This window comes from Arthrobacter sp. P1_B11, from assembly GCF_056406715.1.
This window is the reverse complement of record NZ_JBFTZQ010000017.1, coordinates 23,844-47,099: the sequence shown is the minus strand read 5'-3', so window position 1 is coordinate 47,099 and position 23,256 is coordinate 23,844. Positions and strand designations below refer to the sequence as shown.

General features: G+C 62.0%; 28 protein-coding genes. 16 read left to right on the top strand and 12 right to left on the bottom strand.

Going from position 1 to position 23,256, the window contains the following annotated elements; genetic code table 11:
- The 15 genes from rpmD (at position 1) to AC1D14_RS14290 (ending at position 10,708) form a co-directional block, all read left to right on the top strand.
- Positions 1-207: a 50S ribosomal protein L30 gene (gene rpmD, locus AC1D14_RS14360; RefSeq protein ID WP_056626615.1), complete on the top strand. Its 207-nt coding sequence runs from the start codon at positions 1-3 to the stop codon at positions 205-207.
- Entirely contained in the window at positions 208-705 is a 498-nt protein-coding gene (gene rplO / locus AC1D14_RS14355; RefSeq protein ID WP_230118115.1) for a 50S ribosomal protein L15, read from the top strand.
- 196 nt (positions 706-901) lie between these two features.
- Positions 902-2,212, top strand: coding sequence for a preprotein translocase subunit SecY (gene secY / locus AC1D14_RS14350; RefSeq protein ID WP_476876070.1), 1,311 nt, complete (start codon positions 902-904; stop codon positions 2,210-2,212).
- A 5-nt stretch (positions 2,213-2,217) separates the two neighbouring features.
- Complete coding sequence (locus AC1D14_RS14345; RefSeq protein ID WP_230118152.1) at positions 2,218-2,787, top strand: adenylate kinase; 570 nt, start codon at positions 2,218-2,220, stop codon at positions 2,785-2,787.
- A gap of 124 nt (positions 2,788-2,911) precedes the next feature.
- Positions 2,912-3,739, top strand: coding sequence for a type I methionyl aminopeptidase (gene map, locus AC1D14_RS14340; protein WP_476968684.1), 828 nt, complete (start codon positions 2,912-2,914; stop codon positions 3,737-3,739).
- 140 nt (positions 3,740-3,879) lie between these two features.
- Positions 3,880-4,857: a P1 family peptidase gene (locus tag AC1D14_RS14335; RefSeq protein ID WP_476968683.1), complete on the top strand. Its 978-nt coding sequence runs from the start codon at positions 3,880-3,882 to the stop codon at positions 4,855-4,857.
- 170 nt (positions 4,858-5,027) lie between these two features.
- Positions 5,028-5,249, top strand: a complete 222-nt coding sequence (gene infA, locus AC1D14_RS14330) for a translation initiation factor IF-1 (RefSeq protein ID WP_011775571.1) — start codon at positions 5,028-5,030, stop codon at positions 5,247-5,249.
- Positions 5,250-5,319: 70 nt separating this feature from the next.
- The gene (gene rpmJ / locus AC1D14_RS14325; protein ID WP_009358722.1) at positions 5,320-5,433 is read left to right on the top strand and encodes a 50S ribosomal protein L36; all 114 of its coding nucleotides are present in this window, start codon (positions 5,320-5,322) and stop codon (positions 5,431-5,433) included.
- 183 nt (positions 5,434-5,616) lie between these two features.
- Positions 5,617-5,991, top strand: a complete 375-nt coding sequence (rpsM, locus tag AC1D14_RS14320; RefSeq protein WP_230118119.1) for a 30S ribosomal protein S13 — start codon at positions 5,617-5,619, stop codon at positions 5,989-5,991.
- Positions 5,992-6,043: 52 nt separating this feature from the next.
- A complete protein-coding gene (gene rpsK / locus AC1D14_RS14315) occupies positions 6,044-6,445 on the top strand; it encodes a 30S ribosomal protein S11 (RefSeq protein ID WP_011692779.1) in 402 nt (133 codons plus the stop codon).
- 131 nt (positions 6,446-6,576) lie between these two features.
- Entirely contained in the window at positions 6,577-7,587 is a 1,011-nt protein-coding gene (locus tag AC1D14_RS14310; protein WP_230118120.1) for a DNA-directed RNA polymerase subunit alpha, read from the top strand.
- A 77-nt stretch (positions 7,588-7,664) separates the two neighbouring features.
- On the top strand, positions 7,665-8,270 hold the full coding sequence (gene rplQ / locus AC1D14_RS14305) for a 50S ribosomal protein L17 (RefSeq protein ID WP_476968682.1): 606 nt from the start codon (positions 7,665-7,667) through the stop codon (positions 8,268-8,270).
- 30 nt (positions 8,271-8,300) lie between these two features.
- Positions 8,301-9,191, top strand: coding sequence for a tRNA pseudouridine(38-40) synthase TruA (gene truA / locus AC1D14_RS14300; RefSeq protein WP_476968681.1), 891 nt, complete (start codon positions 8,301-8,303; stop codon positions 9,189-9,191).
- A 105-nt stretch (positions 9,192-9,296) separates the two neighbouring features.
- Positions 9,297-10,127, top strand: a complete 831-nt coding sequence (locus AC1D14_RS14295; protein WP_476968680.1) for a response regulator transcription factor — start codon at positions 9,297-9,299, stop codon at positions 10,125-10,127.
- 98 nt (positions 10,128-10,225) lie between these two features.
- Positions 10,226-10,708, top strand: a complete 483-nt coding sequence (locus AC1D14_RS14290; RefSeq protein WP_230118124.1) for a sensor histidine kinase — start codon at positions 10,226-10,228, stop codon at positions 10,706-10,708.
- Positions 10,709-10,731: 23 nt separating this feature from the next.
- Here the strand turns inward: AC1D14_RS14290 and AC1D14_RS14285 are convergent, their stop codons facing one another.
- Positions 10,732-12,387, bottom strand: coding sequence for a sensor histidine kinase (locus AC1D14_RS14285; protein ID WP_476968689.1), 1,656 nt, complete (start codon positions 12,385-12,387; stop codon positions 10,732-10,734).
- Positions 12,388-12,650: 263 nt separating this feature from the next.
- Between AC1D14_RS14285 and AC1D14_RS14280 the strand changes: the two genes are divergently transcribed.
- Positions 12,651-13,424 (top strand): response regulator transcription factor, encoded by a 774-nt coding sequence (locus AC1D14_RS14280; RefSeq protein WP_230118125.1) that lies wholly within the window; start codon positions 12,651-12,653, stop codon positions 13,422-13,424.
- A 30-nt stretch (positions 13,425-13,454) separates the two neighbouring features.
- On the opposite strand, the gene AC1D14_RS14275 is transcribed toward AC1D14_RS14280, so the two are convergent.
- The 11 genes from AC1D14_RS14275 to AC1D14_RS14225 form a co-directional block, all read right to left on the bottom strand.
- Entirely contained in the window at positions 13,455-13,922 is a 468-nt protein-coding gene (locus tag AC1D14_RS14275) for an Hpt domain-containing protein (protein ID WP_476968679.1), read from the bottom strand.
- A 105-nt stretch (positions 13,923-14,027) separates the two neighbouring features.
- Entirely contained in the window at positions 14,028-14,912 is an 885-nt protein-coding gene (locus AC1D14_RS14270) for a type II secretion system F family protein (protein WP_476968678.1), read from the bottom strand.
- A gap of 7 nt (positions 14,913-14,919) precedes the next feature.
- Positions 14,920-15,852 carry a type II secretion system F family protein gene (locus AC1D14_RS14265; protein WP_476968677.1) on the bottom strand — a complete coding sequence of 311 codons (933 nt, stop codon included), beginning with the start codon at positions 15,850-15,852 and terminating at the stop codon, positions 14,920-14,922.
- Positions 15,853-15,857: 5 nt separating this feature from the next.
- The gene (locus AC1D14_RS14260; RefSeq protein WP_476968676.1) at positions 15,858-17,450 is read right to left on the bottom strand and encodes a CpaF family protein; all 1,593 of its coding nucleotides are present in this window, start codon (positions 17,448-17,450) and stop codon (positions 15,858-15,860) included.
- Positions 17,451-18,644: a CpaE/TadZ family protein gene (locus AC1D14_RS14255; protein ID WP_476968675.1), complete on the bottom strand. Its 1,194-nt coding sequence runs from the start codon at positions 18,642-18,644 to the stop codon at positions 17,451-17,453. It abuts the gene before it with no gap.
- On the bottom strand, positions 18,641-19,417 hold the full coding sequence (gene cpaB / locus AC1D14_RS14250) for a Flp pilus assembly protein CpaB (RefSeq protein WP_476968674.1): 777 nt from the start codon (positions 19,415-19,417) through the stop codon (positions 18,641-18,643). The genes AC1D14_RS14255 and cpaB overlap by 4 nt, the downstream gene beginning before the upstream one ends.
- A 2-nt stretch (positions 19,418-19,419) precedes the next feature.
- Positions 19,420-20,379 (bottom strand): TadE/TadG family type IV pilus assembly protein, encoded by a 960-nt coding sequence (locus AC1D14_RS14245; RefSeq protein WP_476968673.1) that lies wholly within the window; start codon positions 20,377-20,379, stop codon positions 19,420-19,422.
- Positions 20,376-20,780 carry a TadE/TadG family type IV pilus assembly protein gene (locus AC1D14_RS14240; RefSeq protein WP_476968672.1) on the bottom strand — a complete coding sequence of 135 codons (405 nt, stop codon included), beginning with the start codon at positions 20,778-20,780 and terminating at the stop codon, positions 20,376-20,378. Before AC1D14_RS14240 ends, AC1D14_RS14245 begins: the two co-directional genes overlap by 4 nt.
- Positions 20,781-20,873: 93 nt before the next feature.
- The gene (locus AC1D14_RS14235; RefSeq protein ID WP_476968671.1) at positions 20,874-21,209 is read right to left on the bottom strand and encodes a Flp family type IVb pilin; all 336 of its coding nucleotides are present in this window, start codon (positions 21,207-21,209) and stop codon (positions 20,874-20,876) included.
- 206 nt (positions 21,210-21,415) lie between these two features.
- Positions 21,416-22,294: a type II secretion system F family protein gene (locus AC1D14_RS14230; RefSeq protein ID WP_476968670.1), complete on the bottom strand. Its 879-nt coding sequence runs from the start codon at positions 22,292-22,294 to the stop codon at positions 21,416-21,418.
- A 16-nt stretch (positions 22,295-22,310) separates the two neighbouring features.
- A complete protein-coding gene (locus AC1D14_RS14225; RefSeq protein WP_476968669.1) occupies positions 22,311-23,255 on the bottom strand; it encodes a type II secretion system F family protein in 945 nt (314 codons plus the stop codon).
- Between the last annotated feature and the right edge of the window lies 1 nt (position 23,256).

Here is a 23,256-nt window from a genome sequence, read left to right as displayed (position 1 = left end):
ATGGCTAAGAACCTGATTCCGTCCGACGCCCAGTTGGAGATCACTCAGATCAAGTCCGCCATTGGCGGCAAGCAGAACCAGCGCGACACCCTGCGGTCCCTCGGCCTGAAGCGGATCGGACACACTGTTGTCCGCACCGCCGACGCCGTGACCGTTGGAATGCTCAACACGGTTCCGCACCTGGTAAAGGTAGAGGAGGCGAAATAAATGGCCGAGAAGAACACTGCCGAGAAGGCACAAAGCGACGCATCTGCTGACAAGCAGAACGCGCTGAAGGTTCACCACCTGCGTCCCGCTCCGGGTGCCAAGACCGCCAAGACCCGTGTTGGTCGTGGTGAAGGTTCCAAGGGTAAGACCGCCGGTCGCGGTACCAAGGGTACGAAGGCCCGCTACCAGATCAAGGCTGGCTTTGCCGGCGGCCAGCTGCCGCTGCACATGCGCCTGCCGAAGCTGCGCGGCTTCAAGAACCCGTTCCGGGTTGAGTTCCAGGTTGTAAACCTGGACAAGCTCAACGAGCTGTTCCCGGAAGGTGGCGCTGTCACCGTGGAGAACCTGGTTGCAAAGGGTGCCGTTCGCAAGAACCAGCCCGTGAAGGTGCTTGGCACCGGCGACATCACCGTCAAGGTCGACGTCACCGTCCACGCCTTCTCAGCCAGTGCCGCTGAAAAGATCGCCGCAGCAGGCGGAAGCACCACCGCTCTCTAGGAGAATTTTCTCCAGGAGCAGTGGGCTGATGCCCGTTGCGCAAACTCCCGGTACGCGGGGCCGAGGCCCCCGTGCCGGGAGTTTTTTCATATCTGCAGGTCTTCCGGATTGTTCGCATAGCGCAAACAACCGTTAGACTCGGTTGTTGGGTTTATTGACCTGCATCACAAGACTTATTAACTACTGAGGAGGACGCTTGCTTAGCGCATTCGGCCGGGCTTTTCGAACGCCTGATCTGCGTCGCAAGTTGTTGTTCACGCTGGGAATCATCACAATCTTCCGCTTGGGAGCCTTCATCCCCTCGCCTGGTGTGAGCTACCAGAATGTCCAGCAATGCTTGTCGAACGGGCAGACCCAGGGCGGGATCTACCAGCTCGTCAATCTTTTCAGCGGCGGTGCATTGCTGCAGGTCTCCATCTTCGCTTTGGGAATCATGCCGTACATTACGGCCAGCATCATTGTGCAGCTGCTTCGGGTGGTCATTCCCCGTTTCCAGCAGCTGTACGAAGAGGGCGCCTCGGGGCAGTCAAAGCTGACGCAGTACACGCGTTATCTGACCATCGCCCTTGGCCTGCTGAACGCAACCACCTTGGTGTCCCTGGCGCGTTCCGGTCAGTTGCTGCCCGGTTGCGCGCTGCCCATCATCCCGGACAGCAGCGTCATCACCACGATCCTGATCATCATCACGCTGACCGCCGGCACCGGCCTCATCATGTGGATGGGCGAGCTCGTGACCGAAAAGGGCGTGGGCAACGGTATGTCCCTGTTGATCTTCACCGCCATCGCTGCCGGCTTCCCCACGTCGCTGGGCGCCATCTGGACGGCACAGGGCCCGGGGACGTTCTTCCTGGTCCTCGTCATCGGTCTGCTGACGGTTGCGCTCGTAGTGTTCGTTGAGCAGTCCCAGCGCCGCATCCCGGTGCAGTACGCCAAGCGGATGATCGGACGCCGGACTGTGGGCGGCACCAGCACCTACATTCCCATCAAGGTCAATATGGCCGGCGTTATCCCGGTGATCTTTGCCTCGTCCATGCTCTACCTGCCGGCGTTGATTTCACAGTTCAACCAGCCCAAGGCCGGGGAGCAGTTGCAGCCGTGGGTTGAGTGGATCAACAACAACCTGACCCGTGGGGACCACCCCATCTACATGGCGCTCTACTTCGCCATGATTGTTTTCTTTACATACTTCTATGTCGCGATCACCTTCAACCCTGAAGAGGTCTCGGACAACATGAAGAAATACGGCGGCTTCATTCCGGGTATCCGTGCCGGCAAGCCGACCGCGGATTACCTGCAGTACGTCCTGTCGCGGATCACGCTGCCCGGCGCCTTTTACCTTGGCTTCGTGGCACTGATCCCGCTGGTGGCGCTCGTGCTGATCAACGCAAGCCAGAACTTCCCGTTCGGTGGCACCTCGATCCTGATCATGGTGGGCGTTGGCTTGGAAACCGTCAAGCAAATTGACGCGCAGCTACAGCAGCGTCACTACGAAGGGCTATTGCGATGACCAGAATGTTGATTATCGGACCACCGGGTTCCGGCAAGGGTACTCAGGCGGAACGCATCTCGGAGCGCCTCGGCGTCGTTGCGATCTCCACTGGCGACATCTTCCGGGCGAACGTCAAGGGTGAGACGCCGCTCGGCGTCGAAGCCAAGAAGTACATGGACGCGGGTGACTTCGTTCCGGACAGCGTGACCAACAAAATGGTTCGTGACCGCCTCAGCGAATCCGACGTCGAAGACGGCTTCCTGCTGGACGGCTACCCGCGCACCACGGCCCAGGTTGACTACCTGGACGAGATCCTGGCCAATGGTGACCAGAAGCTCGACGTCGTCCTGCAGCTGACCGCTGACGACGAGGAACTCGTTGCACGCCTCCTCGGCCGTGCCAAGGAAACCGGCCGCAGCGACGACAACGAAGCCGTCATCCGCCACCGCCTGGATCTCTACCACGAGCAGACCGAGGCCGTTGTGGCCAAGTACGCCGAGCGCGCCATCCTCACCCAGGTGGACGGCATCGGAGGCATTGACGAAGTCACCGACCGCGTCATGCAGGCCATCAAAGAGGCTCAGACAGCCTGATTCAGTAACAACCCTACGAGGCTCCTCCCGGTTTATTGGGAGGGGCCTCCGGCTTTTAGCCCGTACACGGCTAGCGCGCCCGGCATTTCGGCCGGGGGCGGCACCATTGAGAGGAAAACCGCAGATGGCATTCGGCCAGCCCCGGATTGAGTACAAGACCAACGCCCAGATGCGCACCATGCACGAGGCCGGGCTCGTCCTGAGCCGCGCCCTGGACGCTGCCGTGGCCGCGGCCGCACCGGGAGTCACCACGAAGCAGCTCGACGAGGTGTTCGCCGCCGTGCTCCTCGAGGCAGGGGCGAAGTCCAACTTCCTGGGCTACCATGGCTTCCCCGCCACGATCTGCACCTCCGTGAACGAGGAAGTCGTCCACGGCATCCCGGGGTCCAGGGTCCTGCAGGACGGCGACATCATCTCGATCGACGGCGGCGCAATCGTGGACGGCTGGCATTCGGATTCCGCCCGCACGGTCATTGTCGGCACGGTCGACCCCGAGGACCAGCGGCTCTCGGACGTCACCCAGGCCGCCATGTGGCGGGGGATTGCCGCGCTGGCCACCGGCAAGTTCGTCGGCGACGTCGGCTGCGCCGTGGACGACTACGTCTCCTCGGTGCAGGGCAAGCCGCTGGGCATCCTTGAGGACTACGTGGGGCACGGCATCGGCTCCGAGATGCACATGGCCCCGGACGTGCTCAACTACCGCACCAGCCACCGCGGCCCGAAGATCCGGCCCGGGCTGTGCCTCGCCATTGAACCCATGCTGGTGCGCGGCAGCATCGAAACGGCCGTCCTGGACGATGACTGGACAGTGGTCACCACCGACGGCAAACGTTCCTGCCAGTGGGAGCACTCCGTGGCCGTCCATGAGAAGGGCATCTGGGTGCTTTCGGCGCCCGACGGCGGCGCGGCCCAGCTGGCGCCGCTCGGCGTCGTCCCCGTCCCCATCCCCTGACGACTCGCCTTTAGCTTCACGATGCGCAAGATCCCTGTCGACACCGGAATTTCAGTATCGACGGGGATTTTGCGCGTCACGGGGAATTCCCGGCGTCGGCGCGTCAGGTCCGGGGAGTGTCAGGGGGCAGAATGGTGCCCATGGGAGCGATCACCGATGTGCCTGGCCTGCGGGTCGGGCACCAGCAGAAGTCCGACGGCGGCTGGCTGAGCGGCGTCACGGTGGTCCTGCCGCAGCCRGGAACCGTGGGGTCGGTGGATGTCCGCGGGGGAGGCCCCGGCACCCACGAGACCGATGCGCTGGACCCCACCACCCTGGTCTCCACAGTTGATGCGGTGGTTCTAACCGGCGGGAGCGCCTATGGACTGGTCACCGCCCACGGCGCCCAGCGCTGGTGCGAGGAACAGGGCCGCGGTTTTCCCGTAACCGGGGGAGTGGTCCCGATCGTCCCGGCGGCGGCCATCTTCGACCTCGGCCGCGGCGGCGACTTCTCTGCCCGCCCCGACGCGGACATGGGTTACGCTGCCGCTGCCGCAGCCGGTGTCAAAACGGACGGGCACGACGTCGAACGCGGCAACGTGGGAGCCGGCACCGGAGCCGTCATAGGGCGGGGCAAGTTCAAAGGCGGAGTAGGGACAGCCTCAGTCACGTTGGAGAACGGCGCAGTAGTAGGAGCCCTGGCAGTAGTCAACGCGCTGGGCATACCGTTCACCACGCAAGTTGAGCTTGCCGAAACCGAGGCCGGTGATTTCGACAAGCTCAATCAGCGGCAGCAGTTGAACACCACGCTCGTCGTCGTCGCCACGAACGCCGCCCTCGATGTGGCCGAGTGCAAGCGCACCGCATCGGCTGCCCACGCCGGACTCGCCCGGGCGCTGAACCCGAGCCACACCCTGGCGGACGGGGACACCGTGTTCTGCCTGGCGACCGGCGAGGCCACCCTGGACCGGAGTACGGAAGCTGCCCGGCAGGTGAGTCTCATTACCCTGCAGAGCGCGGCAGCCGACGTCGTGCGCTTGGCGATCCTGGACGGGATCAGCAGCGCGGAGGCCGTGACAACCGCTGCCGGCTCTTTTGAGGCGTACAGATTTGATGCGTCCGGCGGCGATGTGCGCTAACATGGCTGGATTTAACATTCCGGACCAAATGCCGTAATGTTGCTTGTTGGTTGTCTGCCCTGCCACGCCCATTTGCGGCCGGAGGGTGACGATCAATCACATCAAAAAACGTCCGCAGTCATGCCCGGTGCAATCCGGAGGGCTGAGGCAAACAACAGTTAGCGGAGGATATGGCCAAGAAGGACGGGGTCATAGAGATCGAGGGCGTAGTGACTGAGGCGCTGCCCAACGCGATGTTTCGTGTTGAGCTCACCAACAAGCACGTCGTTCTGGCACACATCTCTGGAAAAATGCGTCAGCACTACATCAGGATTCTCCCTGAGGACCGGGTAGTGGTGGAGCTGAGCCCTTACGACCTGACACGTGGTCGTATCGTCTACCGCTACAAGTAAACGCTGGGCGGCCAGAGCAACTGCCGAAGGCCGGTCCATCGGACCAACTGCTATCACGCAAAGGAACGCCATGAAGGTCAAGCCGAGCGTCAAGCAGATCTGCGAAAAGTGCAAAGTGATCCGCCGTAATGGCCGGGTCATGGTGATCTGCGAGAACCCGCGCCACAAGCAGCGCCAGGGCTAATTCCCTTTTCGGGAATCCCTGGGTTGCTAACCCACGCAAGTAAATAAAAGGCAGCACAAGCTGATCTGGAACATTTAGCTCGAAAGAGTCCGGACAGCTAACCCCCGGTCGGAGGCTGGGGCCGCACTGAAAGTGCGGGTGTACTGCCTACGACCTCCGGTTTATTCAAGGAGCACTGCCACTATGGCTCGTCTCGCTGGCGTAGACATTCCCCGCGAAAAGCGGCTGGAAATTGCGCTTACTTACATCTACGGCGTGGGCAAGACCCGTGCACACGAAACCCTGGCTGCCACCGGCATCAGCGCTGACGTCCGCGTAAAGGACCTCAGCGACGCCGACCTGGTCCAGCTGCGTGACTACATTGAAGGCAACTACAAGGTTGAGGGTGACCTTCGCCGCGAAGTGGCCGCAGATATCCGCCGCAAGGTGGAAATCGGCAGCTACGAAGGTATTCGCCACCGTAAGGGCCTGCCAGTGCGCGGACAGCGTACGAAGACGAACGCACGTACCCGTAAGGGTCCGAAGCGCACCGTTGCAGGCAAGAAGAAGGCCCGTTAATCCCTGAGGGATTAGCGGATCTTTCCCCCGATAACTTTCTGTAGGAGAAAAAATGCCCCCGAAGACTCGTGGCGCGGTTCGCAAGCCGCGTAAGAAGGACAAGAAGAATATCGCGCTTGGCCAGGCGCACATCAAGAGCACCTTTAACAACACCATCGTTTCCATCACGGATCCGAACGGTGCTGTCATCTCCTGGGCTTCCGCCGGTGAGGTTGGATTCAAGGGCTCACGTAAGTCCACCCCGTTCGCTGCACAGATGGCTGCCGAAGCTGCTGCCAAGCGTGCACAGGAGCACGGCCTGAAGAAGGTTGACGTGTTCGTCAAGGGACCGGGATCCGGACGCGAGACCGCCATCCGTTCGCTGCAGGCCGCTGGCCTCGAGGTTGGCTCCATCCAGGACGTCACCCCCGCCGCGCACAACGGCTGCCGTCCGCCGAAGCGCCGCCGCGTCTAAGGCCTTTCCGCCGCAAAAGCTTGCCCGGACCCTTGCCGGGTCCGGGCAAGCCCAGCGCGTTAAGTCTTCAGACCGATTTTCCACCACCTGTGTTGCGTCATATAGCGGATGCTCGCCGAAAGGAAACCTAAGTGCTCATTGCACAGCGCCCCACCCTCTCCGAAGAGGTCGTCACCGATAACCGCTCCCGTTTCATCATTGAACCGCTGGAGCCGGGCTTCGGTTACACTCTCGGAAACTCCCTCCGCCGTACCCTGCTCTCGTCCATCCCCGGTGCCTCTGTAACGAGCATCCGGATCGATGGCGTGCTGCACGAGTTCACCACGGTTCCGGGTGTCAAGGAAGATGTCACCGAGATCATCCTGAACATCAAGAACCTGTCTGTGTCCTCCGAGCACGACGAGCCGGTTGTTGCTTACCTGCGCAAGCAGGGCCCCGGAGTCGTCACCGCCGCGGACATCGCTCCGCCGGCCGGCGTCGAATTCCACAACCCGGATCTGCACATCGCCACGCTGAACTCGAAGGGCAAGTTCGAACTCGAACTGACCATCGAGCGCGGCCGCGGCTACGTTTCGGCAGCTCAGAACAAGTCCGGCGACGCAGAGATCGGCCGTATCCCGGTCGACTCCATCTACTCGCCGGTGTTGAAGGTTACTTTCCGCGTGGAAGCCACCCGTGTTGAGCAGCGCACCGACTTCGACAAGCTCATTGTCGACGTCGAGACCAAGCAGGCCATCGCTCCCCGCGATGCGGTTGCTTCGGCAGGTACCACCCTGGTGGAACTGTTCGGTCTGGCCCGCGAGCTGAACACCGCAGCTGAAGGTATCGAGATTGGCCCGTCGCCGACGGATGCTGCCCTGGCAGCAGACATGGCTCTGCCGATCGAGGACCTGGACCTCACGGTCCGTTCCTACAACTGCCTCAAGCGTGAGGGCATCCACACCGTGGGTGAACTCGTTGCCCGCTCCGAGGCTGACCTGATGGACATCCGTAACTTCGGTGCGAAGTCCATTGATGAGGTCAAGGCAAAGCTGGTTGAACTGGGACTGTCCCTCAAGGACTCGCCTCCCGGCTTCGACCTCGCCGCCCGCGCCGCAGCCATCGAAGAGGACGACGCCGCGTTCAGCGACGACGAGCTCTAACAAGCAGATCTTGGCCGGCGGGCTGGATGCACCACGTTGTGCGCAGCCCACCGGCTTCCATATGAGGAGAAACAACTATGCCTACCCCCACTAAGGGTCCGCGCCTCGGAGGCGGCCCGGCTCACGAGCGTCTCATGCTCGCGAACCTGGCAGCAGCACTGTTCGAGCACAAGCGGATCACCACCACGGTGACCAAGGCCAAGCGCCTGAAGCCGTACGCAGAGCGCCTGGTCACCTTCGCCAAGCGCGGCGACCTCGCTTCCCGCCGTCGTGTACTCGGCCTGATCAGCAACAAGGGCGTCGTCCACGAGCTGTTCACCGACATTGCACAGGCAGTGGAGAACCGCGACGGCGGCTACACCCGCATCACCAAGATCGGCAACCGCAAGGGCGACAACGCCCCCATGGCTGTCATCGAGCTGGTCCTTGAGCCGGTTTCCGCCAAGCAGGCCGTTGTAGCCGAGGCTACTTCCGCTGCCCAGCGCGACGCCGACAAGAAGGAAGCCGCTGCTGCCGCCCCGGCTGCCGAGGAAGCTCCCGAGGCCGAGGTCGTTGAGACCGAAGCTGCAGAGGCTCCCGAAGCTGAGGTCGTCGAGACCGAAGCCGCTGCCGAAGAGGCTCCGGCCGCTGAGGAAGCTCCGGTTGAGGAAGCTGCTGACGAGTCCGCAAAGGACGCGAAGTAATTCGCTGATTCCTTCGCATAGACTTAGTCTATGAACGACCAAAAACCCGCGGCCCCCGTTTTGGGGGGCGGCGGGTTTTTGCGTGTCCGGCTTGATTTGGCGTACGACGGCGGCCCGTTCAGCGGGTGGGCACTGCAGCCCGGTCTCCGCACAGTTCAGGGGACCTTGGAAGAGGCCCTGGAACTGCTCATCCGCCGTCCCGTCCGGGTCACCGTTGCGGGCCGTACGGATGCTGGCGTCCACGCCCGTGACCAGGTGGTGCACCTCGACCTGACGGAATCCGAGTGGCTCGGACTGAACCGCGGCGCGGAGCTGGATCCCGCCGTCGCACTTTTGCGCCGGCTGCGGGGCGCCCTCAGCCACGGGCTCGGGGACCTGACCGGGGCCATCGTGGTGCACCAGGTATCCATCGCTCCGGAGGGCTTCGACGCCCGCTTCTCGGCGCTGTGGCGCCGCTACAGCTACCGCATCGCGGACGGGCAGGCGCTGTGGGATCCGCTGGGACGGTATGACACGCTGTGGCACAAGTCCCCGCTGGATGTCGACCTCCTGAACGAGGGCTCATCGAAGCTGCTGGGCCTGCAGAACTTCCTTTCCTACTGCAAGCCGCGCGAGGGATCCACCACCATCCGTGAACTGCAGCGCTTTGAGTTTGCCCGCGGCGAGGACGGCGTCATTGTCGCCACTGTCCAGGCCGACGCGTTCTGCCACAACATGGTGCGTGCGCTGGTGGGGTCGGCGCTGTACGTGGGCGAGGGGCTGGAACCGCCGGGATGGCTGCATGAACGGCTGCTGGCCAGGAAGCGCGATGCCCGTTCGGTGCTGGCGGCACCGCATCCGCTCGTGCTGGAGGAAGTGGCCTACCCGTCTGACGACGAGTTGCTGGCCCGGGCCGAGCTGACGCGGGCACTGCGGGAGTAAGTCCCAACGTTAACGCCGTTCTGAGGGTGGCGCATCACTTTCATCCACGCAGCTAGTAGGCTGAACCGCAGTCTTTAGTCATGCGGTCCTTACAGGGGGTAAGGGATGAATGATCGTCGCGTTGTTGTCGTTATCGAACAGGATGAGGAAGTCCGGGCCCTATTGCGGTCCACCCTTGGTGATGCCGGTTTCGAGGTGCACTGCGCCGAAAACGGCGAGTCCGGGCTTGAACTGGTGCGGGCCAAACAACCCGACACCGTCACTCTGGACGTGGTCCTGCCGGACATGGACGGCTACGAGGTGGCGCGGCGCATCCGCGAATTCAGCCACACGTACCTTCTGATAGTCAGCGGCCGCAGCGACCTTGCGGCTACGGTGATGGGCTTCGATGCCGGGGCGGATGACTACATGGTGAAGCCCATCCGCCCGCGGGAACTCCGGGTCCGGGTGGACGGCATGCTGCGGCGGCCGCGCCGTTTGGTGCCTGTTCCTCCGGTGTTGACCGGCGCCGCTATGACGGCGCCGGAGACGGCGGTGGCCGCGGCGGCAGGGCCGGCGGCAGGTGCCGCGCACGGGCCGGCCGCAGAGCCAGCGGATGCCGCCTCACGCTTTGAACACAACGGCCTGCAGATAGACAGCGCCACGCGCGCCGCCAGCATCCGCGGCAGGTCTTTGGAGCTCACCCGGACCGAGTTCGACCTGCTCCGCATTTTGCTGGAGCGCGGCACGGGAGTGGTGAGCAAGGCCGAGCTGGCCGGTCTCCTGGGTCTTGTTCAGCAGGACCTGGCACACCAGGAAGTTGGGCCGTCCGGGGCCTACGACGCCGGCCGCATCATCGAAGCGCACGTCGGCAACCTGCGGCGGAAGCTGGGGGACGATGCCAGGTCACCGAAGTGGCTCAAGACCGTGCGCGGCGCGGGCTACACGCTGGCCTGACCGGCCCGGGTTCTACCCGCAGAGTTGGCCCCTGCAAACGGGGGAGTAGCTGGGAGAAGCCTAAGAAAATGCCAAGGGCGCAGGCGCACGGTAGAGGCATGAAATCACTATCAAGCGACGAGGTTGTCGCCGTCCGAGGCGTTCTAACTGATACGCATCCGGTCGATTTCTATGCGCTTGGCGTCGCGGGGGCGATTGACCGATTGACCCTTCCGTTGCGCGAACGTGGAGTCGTGGTGCACCTGGAAACACCGCACCACGGCATGGAAGTCGATCGTAAGTCCGCGACGCTGCTGTACCGGGCGGCGCAGGAGCTCTTGAGCAATGTCCACAAATTTGCGGGAGCATCAGCTGTTACCGTTCGGTTGGGGTGCGTGAGCCATCCAGCGGCCGGCCACGAGGTTCAGCTCAAAGTGTCCGACAACGGGGCTGGTTTCGATATTGAAGCAGCCACCCACGGCAGGCATTCGGGGATGGGGCTTCGGCTCATGCGCCTCGTCCTGGAAACGGTGGGCGGTCACGTGACCATCGACTCGTCCACAGCGGGAACGTGTGTGACTGTCACGTTGCCGCTGGACTAACAGATTAAACCTTCGCGCCAGACCTAAAGGACCGGTGCGTCTTCGGCCGGGAGCGTCATGGTGAACGTGGTCCCTGCGCCGGGCTTGCTGACGCAGGAGATGTCCCCGCCGTGCCGCTCCACGATGGTCTTGGTGATCGACAGGCCAAGGCCAACTCCGGGGATCGCCGCCTTCCTGGCTGCCTGGGTCCGGAAGAACCGGGTGAAAATCCGTGACGATTCCTCTTCGCTGATGCCCATCCCCGTGTCCTGCACCTTGAGCTGCACCCAGGAGTCACTGCTCCGGGCACTCACGGTGACGGCTCCGCCGTCGGGCGAGTATTTGATGGCGTTGGACACCAGGTTGTCCAGGGCCTGCGAAATGCGCAGCGGATCCGCGTAGGCCCATAGAGGCACCGGGACATCGGCGCTGAGGGAGACATTTGAGGCGTCCGCCTGTGCCTGCGCGGAGCCGATGCTGGTCTCGACGAGGCCTGCCAGGTCCGTCCGCCGGGGATGGACCGCGAGCACTGTTGAGGCCGAGACAAGCAGTTCCGACACGAGCGAAAGGAGCCGCTCGGCATTGCGCTGCACCACTTCCAGCTTTTGCACCGCGGCGGGCGACAAGCCGTCCGCGTCGCCCAGCACCAGGTCCACGTTGCCAAGGACGGACATCAGCGGGCTGCGGAATTCGTGGGAAACGTTGGAGATCAGCTCCTCCTTGGCTGAGAGAGCCTCCACGAGCCCGGTGACATCGCTGTAGACGATGACCGCCCCGCTGAACCCGCCGTCGTCGTTCTTGATGATCCTGGCCGCGGTGGAAACCGCACGCTGTGCCGTTCCCTCGCCGAGCCACACCAGGTAGTTCGCGTACGTCTCGCCGGCCGCCGCCCGGCGGATGGGCCGTTTGTCCACCGCGAGTGGGGTGACCCTGTCCTGGCCGAACATGACCTGCTGCGCTTCCAGCGGCACCTCCACGGCGCCGGCGGGAGCGGCAGCCTGTCGGAACGCTTTCTGCTGGTCGTTGACCAGCACTTTCTGGCCGTCGGCATCGATGGCCACAATGCCGACGTCGATCGTGTCCAGAACCGTTTTGAGCAGCCGCTCGCGGTTTCTGCTTTCTACGAGCAGTTCGCGCAGTTCGGCGTCCTTCTTTTCCAGACGCTGGCGCTGGACCCGGACATTGGCGCTGGCAAACCGGATGGCCAGGGATACGGCCAGCATCATGAGCGGCAACAGAATGGCGCCGGCGATTTCCGAAGGTGAAATGTTGGGAAACTTTTGAATCAGCGAGGGCAGGCTGATGAGCAGGGGCCCAAAGAAACTGATGAAAATCGTGGTGCGCGCGAAGGATCCCGACGCTGATAACCAGATCACGGGGAATATGGCCAGCACACCAAGGCCAGCCACCGCCGGAACTGCACCGTTGCGGGCAAGGCCGATGACCACGAGGTCAAGAATGGGAATGACGAGGTAGGCATTGGCCGGAAGCCGTTCCCAGGGAATCAGGAAACAGGAAACGAAGAGGAGCCCCATCATCACGATGGACGCAATGAAGACGGCATTCGCTATCAGCGTTGGCCAGACGGCCGGGGCAGCAACGGCGAGCGCGGCGAGAATGAGTGTTACCGGGAGCTGGCAGAGGGCCACCCGGACCCGCGGCCCGAGGCGCCTGAAGAATCGGTCCGTGTCACGGACCATCACGTGCTCACCCAACGCGGCCGTACCCCCTGTTCAGCTTTTTGGCGTTCCGGAACGGCGCCTGCATAAACCATGACATGAAGCCAATTATGCACGGCGGTTCTTCTGTAATTGGAGGGCGGGCCCTCGCTTCGTGGTTTCGATCAAAACATATCGCGAATTTCGGGTGTGTGGGCCTAATCACGGGGTAGCGTGGGTAATCTGGTAATGCTTCCCGCATTGCGCTGGGCGTTGCGGTGGTTATATCGGATATGGGGATAGTCGTGGGCGATTTAGGTGTGGCCGTGGTGATCGAAGATGATGACGACGTCCGCAATCTTCTTGACGCGGTCCTGCAGCAGGCGGGTTTCGAGGTGCATTCTGCAGCAACTGGCCGCGACGGCGTGGACGTTGCCAGACATCGTCAGGCGAATGTGATCACCCTCGACGTCGGTCTCCCGGACATCGACGGTTTCGAGGTGCTGCGCAGGATCCGCCAGTTCAGTGACGCCTACGTGGTGATGCTGACCGGCCGGAATGAGGAGCTGGACACCATTAGCGCCCTCCAGGGCGGCGCGGACGATTACATCGTCAAGCCCTTCCGGCCCCGTGAGCTGCGTGCACGCATCTCGGCAATGATGCGCCGGCCCCGGCAGGGTGTAGTTGGGGAGGTTGTGGCGGAACCTTCGGAGCAGATGGCCGCCGCCGTGAATGCTCGCCGCGGCAAGGTGCTTCAGCACAACGGCCTGGCGCTCGATACGGAAACCCGGACGGTCGCCCTTCGCGGCACGCCTTTGGGACTGACCCGCAGCGAGTTTGATCTTCTCCAGGAGCTACTGAAGGGGACCGGGGCTGTCCGGACTCGCGCAGATCTGGTCCGGGTGGTCCGCGGCGAGTACTACGGCGAGGACACCTACATCAGCGAGGCCGATGAGCGGGCCGTTGAAGTCCACATCGGAAATTTGCGCCGCAAGCTTCATGAGGATCCGCAGGACCCCCGGTGGCTGGTCACCGTTCGCGGAGTGGGTTACCGGCTGGCGCCGACGAAGGCTGAGTAATTCAGCTGGTGAAGGCTAGGCTTCGAGCGCCTAGGTCTCCGGCGGGAGGTAACCGAGCTTCAACTCCCTGACCGTCTCTTCGCCCGTTTGCGCGACGACCGGCAGAAGCTGCTCCACAGCGGGCAGGTCCCCGCTCTTGATCAAGCGCTCGAGTTCCACCGCCAGGCACGCCAGCCTCGCGCCGCCCACCATAAAGGCGGAATTCTTCACGCTGAGGACGGCGTCCATGGCGAGTTCGGGATCGTTGTCCTCGACCGATCGAGTCAGGTAGCCAATCCGCTTGTCCCAGATACTGATGTAGTCCCTGGCGAAAGAGCGGGCCACACCGGTACCGCCCAGTTCCTCCTCCAGATCGTGAAGGACGGTCAGATCCAAGAGCGGGACTCCGGACGACCCTTCCGCGGCGCCTTTCTTAGCGCCTTCCAGGGCGTCCCCCGAGGCGGGCAGGCAGACGCCGTTGGCGCCGCCGTCGCCTGTGCTGGACCCTGAACTGGACATACGTTAAGGCTACTTTCTGACCTTGTGAAAAACCTGATCAACCTTGGATCCTGTGGAAACCCTGCGGGTTCCTTGTGGTGGGGGGAAACTTGCGGAAACTCGACGTTACTGGCCACTGAAAGTCTCGATCATATTGATAACGGCCGGTCCCAAGACGGCGATGAAGAGCACAGGGAAGATAAAGAAGAGCAACGGAAATAGGATATTCACTGGCAGCTTCATGGCTTTTTCTTCGGCCCGCTGGCGGCGTTTCACCCGCATCACCTTTGCTTGCACACGCAAAACCCGGCTGATGGCGATACCGTACATATCCGCCTGTACCACCGCTTGGACGAAGCTCCGCAGCTCAGGGATGTTCGTACGCTCGGCCAAGGCGATGTACGACTCGCGGCGGCTGCGGCCCACCTGCATGTCTTGCAGTGTGCGGACGAGCTCCTCGGCCAGCGGGCCCTTGCCGTTCTGACCAGCCCGGGCCATGGCGCCCTCGAAACCAAGGCCCGCCTCCACTGAAATCAGCATTTGGTCCAAGGTGTTGGCAAGTTCCAGCTGCATCGCCTTCTGCCGTTCAATCCCTTTGCTGTAGAGCAGGAGGTCTGGGACGAAATACCCCAAGACCAGAACAAACAACCCGACGAGTTTGATGATTGGAGTTGTTCCGGCGGAACTGATGAGAAGTCCCAACACGGCGCCGACTAGACCCATAACGGGTTTGAGGGCGAGTACTCGGCCCAGTGGCAGAGACGGCGGGCGGCCAGCTAGGGAGAGCAGATGGTCGAGCTTCTGCACGTATACGGCTGGCGTGAGGCTGTAGCCGAACTTCTGGATGAACCCAGCACTGGATTTCTTCTCTTCGTCCGCCCGGTGGCTGCCTCGGGAGAGAATGTCCCGGGCAGTTGCTTGACCCTTACGGTCGACGGACAGCAGGGACCAGCCCAGGTAGGCGAGCGGCAGGCAGACGAGGAGCATGCCGAGGATTATCTGAGGATTCATGGCAGGCTCAGAACTTCAGGTCGATGATTTTGCGCATCCAGAGACCTCCGACGGTCATGAGGACGATGGAAGCCACGACCATGATCCAACCCAGCGGTGTTGTGAACATCTTGTTCATATAGCTCGGGTTGGTCAGCATGAGTAGCGCCACGATGGCTACGGGCAGTGCCATGAGGATGTAGGCGGAAAACTTACCTTCAGCCGCGAGCGACTTTATGTGCCCCTTGATTTCGCTGCGCTCGCGAATGGTTTCGTTCACTTGGTCTAGAACTTCCGCAAGGTTCCCGCCCACCTCACGGTTAATCTGGATGGCTTGGGCAATCCACACAAAGTCCTCGTTCTTCATCCGCTCAGCGGTGTCATTAAGAGACGCCAAGAGATCGCGGCCGAGGCTGGTTTCGGAGATCACGCGACGCATTTCTTCCGACGCCGGGGCCTGGGATTCGTGGGCGGCGGCATCGATGGCGCGCAGGATACTGTGGCCGGCGCGGAGGCTACCGGACAACAGCTGCAAGGTATCACCCAACTGCTCGTCAAACTTGGCGCGCCTTTTCCCGGCACGGATGCCCAACACAAGCTGGCCGATGAAAGGTGCCGCGATTACCAGAAGGATGGCCAGCAGTGGTCCCGCCACTACGAGACCCATGAGGGCGCCCACGAAGGCGCCGATGATCACTAGGAGCAGGAAGTCGGCCTGGCTCAGGTGGAGGCCCGCGTTCTCTAGCGCTTCCCGGTTGAAGTAACGGATGTTCCTCTTTGCAAGGAAGCGCTCGATCGTCTGAACGGCTGACCCTGCAAAGCGGGTCAGCTGCGAGTCTGGTTCCGTCCGGAAGGGCCGGCGGCGTTCCAGCGGAACCGTGGGCGTGCGTGGAATCAGTACCGCTACACCTCCCAAGGCAAAAGAAGAGATCACCAAGATTATTCCGATTGTTAGGACCATAAACGTCAGTGCTTTCCGGTCGAGGCCAAAGGCGACCCGAAGACGCCAGCCGAAACGTGAATGCCCATGTCCTCGAAGCGGTCGATGAACCGTGGACGGATACCGGTGGGGATAGGGCTACCGAGGAAGCGGCCGTGCTGGTCAACCCCTGCCGAGTAGTCGAAGACGAAGGCGTCCTGGAGCGTGACGATGTCGCCCTCCATACCTTGGACCTCAGTCACATGCGTGATTCGCCGGGTGCCGTCTCGTAGCCGGGAAATCTGGATGATCAGGTTTACGGCGGAGGCGATCTGCTCGCGGATGGCCCTGAGGGGAAGATCCATTCCCGCCATGAGGACCAGCGTTTCCAGACGCGCCACGGCGTCGCGGGGCGAGTTGGAATGGACCGTGGACAGCGAGCCGTCGTGGCCAGTGTTCATGGCCTGAAGCATGTCCAGCGATTCCCCGCCACGGACTTCACCCACCACTATGCGGTCGGGCCGCATACGGAGCGAGTTCCGGAGCAGTTCACGGATGGTGACTTCGCCCTTGCCCTCGGTGTTCGGAGGCCGACTTTCCAGCCGCACTACGTGCTCCTGCTGGATCTGGAGTTCCACGGCGTCCTCGATGGTTACGATGCGCTCATTGGCCGGAAGGAACGAGGAAAGCACGTTGAGTAGAGTGGTCTTGCCCGTTCCCGTGCCGCCGGAGACGATGATATTTAGCTTGGCCTTGACGCAGGCATTGAGCAGTTCGGCCATCTCCGGAGTGAGCGTTCCGAAATCGATGAGGTTCCGCACGGTCAGGGGCACCTTGCTGAACTTACGGATGGTCAGCGAGGAGCCGCCAACGGCGAGTGGGGGAATCACGGCGTTTACGCGGGAGCCGTCTTCCAGTCGCGCGTCAACCAGCGGGGACGACTCATCGATGCGCCGGCCCACCTTGGACACGATGCGCTCAATGACCTTGCGCAGATGGTCCTCGGAGCTGAACCTGGATTCCGTCAGGGTCAGCTGACCCTTGCGTTCCACGTAAATCTGGTCCATCCGGTTCACCATGATTTCGGTGACGGCTGGATCATCCAGAAGCCGCTGCAGCGGACCGTAACCCAGCACGTCGTCGGCGACATCTCGGACCAGACGCGAGCGCTCGTCTACGGTCAGCGGAACCTGCTCGGCGTCGATGATACGGATCAGCTCTTCCCTGGCGCTGCTGCGCAGTTCATTCTCCGTGATGGCAGAGTCGTTGAACCGGGCCCCCATCCTTTCGAATAGGGCTGTCGCGGCGCGCTGCTTAAGGGCAGCAAAGGCGTCTATTGGTTGCTGGATTTTCGCCTTGAAGACCTCGAACTGTACCTCCGCCTCCGGTTGTGCAGGCTTCGCTTGTCCTGACCCCGGCTGCGCTACTCTTGCTTGTACTGACCCACGGCGCGTTGAAGGTGCAGCGACGGTAGCTGGCGCGTTCGCCGCAGGCGCGCTTTTAGTCGTTCTTGGTCGTGGCGCGGGTACGGCCGGCCGTGCCACGGCAGTGGTCGAGTTCGGGACTGAAGCAACGGCCACCGGTGCAGCCGCAAGCTGGGACTTCTCCTGTGCCGCCTGGATGCGTGCGGAAAGCTTCATCTAGACCACCACCCTCCTGTGGGTTTTCCGCTGTGACTTGTCGCGCCAAGCAGGGGTGAACCGTTCCACGAGCTTGTTGAGGCCCTTGACTGCGGGGTCCTTTTTCCCGTCCTGCAGGACGGGAACGCCACGGTTAGTGGAGAAAGCGACGGCACGTGAGCGGGGGACGCTAACGTCCACGGGCGCGCCGATGGTGGATTCAACGTCCTGAACTGAAAGGCCGCATTTGGCGTCAGCCATGTTCAGCACCACGTGCCGGCCTTCCGGCAGAATGTCGAGCTGCCGGAGAATGTCGAGACCGGAGCGAAGACCGCGGACACTTGGAATGTCCATGGCGCTCACCCAGACCACGTCCGTGCAGGCTTCCAGGGCAGCCAGTCCTATTTCGGGCAGCCCGGGCGCGGTGTCTACCACCACATACTGGAACTCGTCCGCCAACTGCTCCAGGAGGCCGGTGATCTGTTCGGGCGTAATGTGGTCAGCCTCGACCGGGCTGACGGGTGCGCAGAGGGCATAGATGCTGGACGGATGGACGGTGAGAAATGCCTTGAGCACTAGGGTGTCCTGGCTGGCGGCAGGGGAGACTGCGTCCGTGACCGTGTGCTCCGGATTAAGATAGAGACTGGAGGCGACATCGCCGAACTGAAGGTCCAGGTCAACGATGACCACGCTCATGGGTGCAATCTTTCCAAGCCCAACGGCCACGTTGGTGGCAATGGTGGTTTTGCCGACGCCGCCCTTGGGTGAGAAAACGCCGATCACCATGCCCTTGCCGGTTTCAGCCTGTTTGGGCTGTTCCACCCTGTGTCGGTTGGCGAAGGACTGGCAGGCACGCTCCAGCAGCACTCGGATGTGAGCGGGATCTGCGGACGGGCTGAGTATGTCCCGAACGCCGGCCCGCATTGCCTGCAGGATGAAAGAGGGGTCGGGATCGCTGACCAAAAGAACTGTAAGGTCCGGGACCTGGACGTCGAGCACGGTGGCGAGACGCAGGGCCTCGTCGATGGGAACGTCCGGCCCCAGGATGAGAACCTCGGGCTGCTCCTGGTTCAGCTGGGCGAACAGATCATAGGGTCCGGCGGGCAGCACGTTTGTGAAGAAGGTCTGCACACCGCCCTGGAGTCCGCCGGCGACTGCCTTCCGCAGGCGGCTGTCAAAATCCGCGTTCGGCGTGATCAGGACGAAGCGGCTCACTTGTAGACCTCACTCCGCTGAATGATCCGGGGGCCGCTGTCCTTGGCGTCGAGGGGTTCCTTGCTCAGCCACATCTTGCCAAATTCGGCGGCGAAGACGATTTTCGCGGCCTCAACATCGTTGACTGCCACAGTCAGCATGAGCGAACCGGTCGGGAGAGTTGTATCTTCTGCGCTTGTACCGCTGGCGCCTGCCGTTGCGGTGGGGGCAGGCTGAGTCGTGGCCGCCGGTTGTGGTGCGCGCTGCACCGCTGTCACCAGGGCTTTTCGAACGGCCAATTTAGTGGTTTCGGCGTCCAGCTTGTCTTCCACCCCACCCTTCTCCAGGGAGATAAAGACGCCCACATGATCGCCGGCAGCCAACCTGCCCCCGATAACTCGGTCTGGTTGAAGCTGGAAGGAAACCTCCTGGAGCCCGCCTGGAATCTTCGCTGCCCCCTGGATCTTTAGCTCCGCGGGGGCAACCAAGCGTTCGGCCACGAGCTGCTCTCCGGGCACGAGACTTACGGCCGCGACCTTGCCCGCTGACTTGTCCAAGGACTTCAGTGCTGAATTAGCCACCGCGATGCCCGGCAAGCTTTCAGTGACGAGCGAGGCGCTCATGGATTCCACGGGTGTGCCTGCCGGTATGGCAGTCTTGACAACCAGAACGTCGACAGGTTCCAGGTTCCTGACGGCCCGCTGGTCAGCTCCCTGAGCGTAGGAGACTACCAACATGGCGCCGACGACGGCAAGTACCAGTGCTGCTATACCGGCGAGAAGTCGCGACTTCAAAGTTACGGTCCTTCCAAGGTGAGACGGGCGATGGATGTCCCATAATCAGGGGCGGCCCCTAGTTCAAGGGCTTGAGAAAGTGAGACGAACCTGACGAAGAAGCCCCGGATTGATTTATTGGGAATGCTCCCAATCGAAGTCCAGCCGATGCTGGCAAAGTTGTAGCCGGTCACGTGAAAGGCGGCAAAGCCTTTCACGAAGTATCTGGCACCGGAGCCGGTACCCGTCGCCCAGTCGTAAAGGGGCAAAAGCACGGTTTGATCATTCATTTGGCTGAGGTCGTTGCCCGTGCATGGGGCGGGCGCGCTGGCCCCGGGATCGAGGGAAAACCATGTCCCAGAACTACTCGCCTGGCCGATGGAGATGGTGACGCTGCACAGGGGATCGTTATCGACTATCCATCCGAACCCGCCAGGAACACTTCCGCAACCCTTGCCGAATTCCAAGACCTGTTCAGTGGCCACCTGTGTGCCAGCGTTTAGATTGAATTTGCACTCCGCAACGGCCAACGGCAATATTGGAGTGCCCTTGGAGGGAGTCCCCCATTGAGCCTTTGATGTCGCCGAAACTTCAACACTCTGGATACCCAGAGCACGGGCAACTAGAGTCGACACCGCGTTTGGCGAGCCACCGATTTCTTTGGCCCCCGTAGTTACAGAGACGGTGCGATTTGACTTGTCCAAAGCTATGGATTTTACGTTGCTCAATCCGTCTACTGCGTTCTTGTTGGCGAAATCAGCGGCCATCAGCGAAGTCGCGGAACATTCCGGGTCAGTTGTGTTCTTGGCACACTTCTGGCCCAGCATTAGGGCCGCGGAATCCGAAGCGTTCTGAAGCTGGGCCCGTTCGGAATATAGGCTTGCGACGTCAATTGCGATGGCTGCGAAACCGAGCAGCACCACCATCAGAAGTGCGACGATGATGCCGACGGCCCCGTGTTCGCGCTCGGCCGTCTGCGTCACCCGCCGCATAGCATCGTACCGATGCCCTTCATGGCGAACGGCCCCGCGATTCCAGTCATTGTGTTGAGCGTGTAACTAACTGTCAAAGTGACTTGGCGCCCCGGTGCGCAGGTCGTCGGCGCTGGCGTAGTTGGAGGCGTCGTTTGAAATGCAAAGACTACCTTTTCATCCTTGAGACCGGGGGAGAGTATCGAAGCAGCGCTTTTTGTCGCTAGTAGGGCACCGTTAGCGTTATTGCCGATAGCCATGACGCGGGCGCCTTCGCGGGCAGCGTTCGAGAGCGTAATCTGCACGTTGTAGGCACGGCTGAACTCCATGATGCCGAGCAGGAGCATTATTAGTACTGGTGCAATGAGAGCGAACTCAACCGCGACGGCGCCCCGTTCAGAAGCCCTGAACATATGTTCGCCTTTCACGATGGGACTGGTTTATAACGAAACTCAAAGCGGGTGGCGGAAGTTTTTAGGCTTCCGCCACCGCGATTGAGAAGACTGCTAGCTGCAGGAGGCCGGCGTGGCGCTGCTGCCGGTGCCGGCGGCGGCGTTGTAGGTCTTACCCTGAACTCCGCAGGCGGCGGACTGGAACATGGTCGAAATTTGACCACCGAGGAACGTCACAGCGAGGACGATTGCAACGGCAATCAGCGACACCATGAGACCGTATTCAACAGCGGTGGCGCCCTTTTCGTCGCGACGGATACGGGCTGCGGCGTTTGAGAAGAAAGCAAGCATTTTGAAACTCCTGAGCGAGTGAGGGAGAAGCTGGTCCATCACCAGCTCTATAAAAAAGTTAGCAACGCTTTTCGCCTGGGGGCGCGGTTCTTGCAGCATCCTGAGCCAACCCTTCCCAAGCTGCGCGTTTCCTGCGTCGTCACTGCGTCAACCTTGCATTTCCGGCCATCCCAAAGCTCGTCCGCCGGGCACAAAGGGACCCCCTCGGTGCTGGGGTCCGAGGGGGTCCGTTCTTGGTGGTCCACCGCCCAATGAACTGTGTGCGGTGGACCAGTTGGCAGCCGTGCTGCTGCCCAGGGGACGAACTAGCCGCTGAACATGTCGACAATGCTCATCACGGTCGGTCCAAGCACCACGATGAAAAGCGTCGGCAGGATGAAGAAGATCAGCGGGAAGAGCATCTTGACTGGCATCTTCATCGCGTGTTCCTCTGCCCGCTGCTTCCGCTTGATGCGCATGTCCTGAGCCTGCATCTTCAGCACTCCGGCAATGGCCACACCGTAAGCGTCCGCCTGGACCACTGCCCGGATGAAGCTTCGGACGTCAGGCACATCCACCCTTTCAGCCAGAGCGAGGTAGGCCTCCTTGCGGGACCGACCCACCTGGATGTCCTGAAGTGTACGGATCAGTTCCTCAGCCAGAGGACCGCTGCCGTTGGTGCCGGCCCGTCCCATGGCCGCCTCGAACCCGAGGCCGGCCTGGACGGAGATCAGCATCTGGTCCAGCGACTTGGGGAGCTCAAGCCGGACTGCCTCCCGCCGCTTTTGCGCGCGGCTTCGCACCAGCAGATCCGGCGTGAAGTAGCTCAGCGCGGCCACACCCACCATGATGAGAAACCGCTGAGCCGATGGCTCTCCGGCGAAGTACAGATACCCTGCAATTGCACCGGCGAAGGCCAGCAGCGGCTTGACCATAATGATCCGAGCCAGCGGCCATTCCTTGGGCCGCCCCAGACCAGCCAACTGCTTGTCCAGCCAGGCGACATAGCCTTTCGGCGTGATGCGCCGGCTCACCAGCATCAGTTTTTCATTGGCTGAGAGCGCCGGGCCCTTGGTCTTGGACGTCTGGCCGAGGTTCGCCCTGATGTTCCGCAGGCCGGCCCGGTCGCCGGTGATGACGAACCACGTCATGACTGTCAGCGGGGCTATCACCGCCAGAATTGCGGCATAAGCAAGAGGCTGCAAGCTGATCACCTTCTTTCTAGAACTTCGGCTTGATGATGCGGCTGAGCCAGAAACCGCCCGCGGACAGAAGCACCGCAGCCGCCGCGATCATGAGGAAGCCGGGCAGCGTGCTGGTAAAGACGCGTGAGTACATGTCGTTGAACAACGTGAGGCCGATGAACATCACGATCGGAAGCGCCATGAGGACAATCGCAGACATCCGGCCTTCTGCACTGAGAGCACGAATCTGGCCCCGCACCTGGGTCCGGTCACGAACCGTATCGCCGAGGTGATCCAGCACTTCCGCCAAGTCGCCGCCCACTTCGCGGTGGATTTCGATTGCCTGTGAGATCGAGAGGAAGTCCTCGCTTCGAGTCCGTCTGGCGACGTCGGCCAGCGACTCACCCAGATCCCGGCCGATCCGCGTTTCGTTGATGATCCGGCTCAGCTCCTCGGACATCGGCGGCTGGCTTTCCTGTGCTGCCGCGTCGACTGCCCTGAGCAGGCTGTGCCCGGCGCGGAGACCTCCGGAGAACATCTGCAGCGTGTCCGGTACCTGCTGGTCGAACTTTGCCCTACGGCGCGAGGAAAAAACGTTCAACAGCAGGTGGAGTCCAAGAGGAGTCAGCAGCGCCAGCAGAACGCTTGCAAAAAGGCCACCCAGGAAGAAGCCGAAGACCGCGGCCATCAGGGTGATGATCCCGCCAATCAGAAGGTAGTCTCCCGGCTCTTTCTGGAGCCCGCATTCGTCCAGCCGCTCCCGGGTCAAGAGACCTGGACCGCGTTTTTTCATGCCCTTGTTCAACGCCCCGACGGCGTGGCCGGTCAGACTCGTCAGGATGGATGGCTGGGTGGGAGAGTCGGGCCGGCGCCTGGACAACGGCAGCGCCGACTTCGGCCTGAGGACAACCCCATACACAAGGAACATGGCGAGATACAGGAGGAACAGTGCCGCCACGAGGATGCCGTTGTCGCCTGTCATG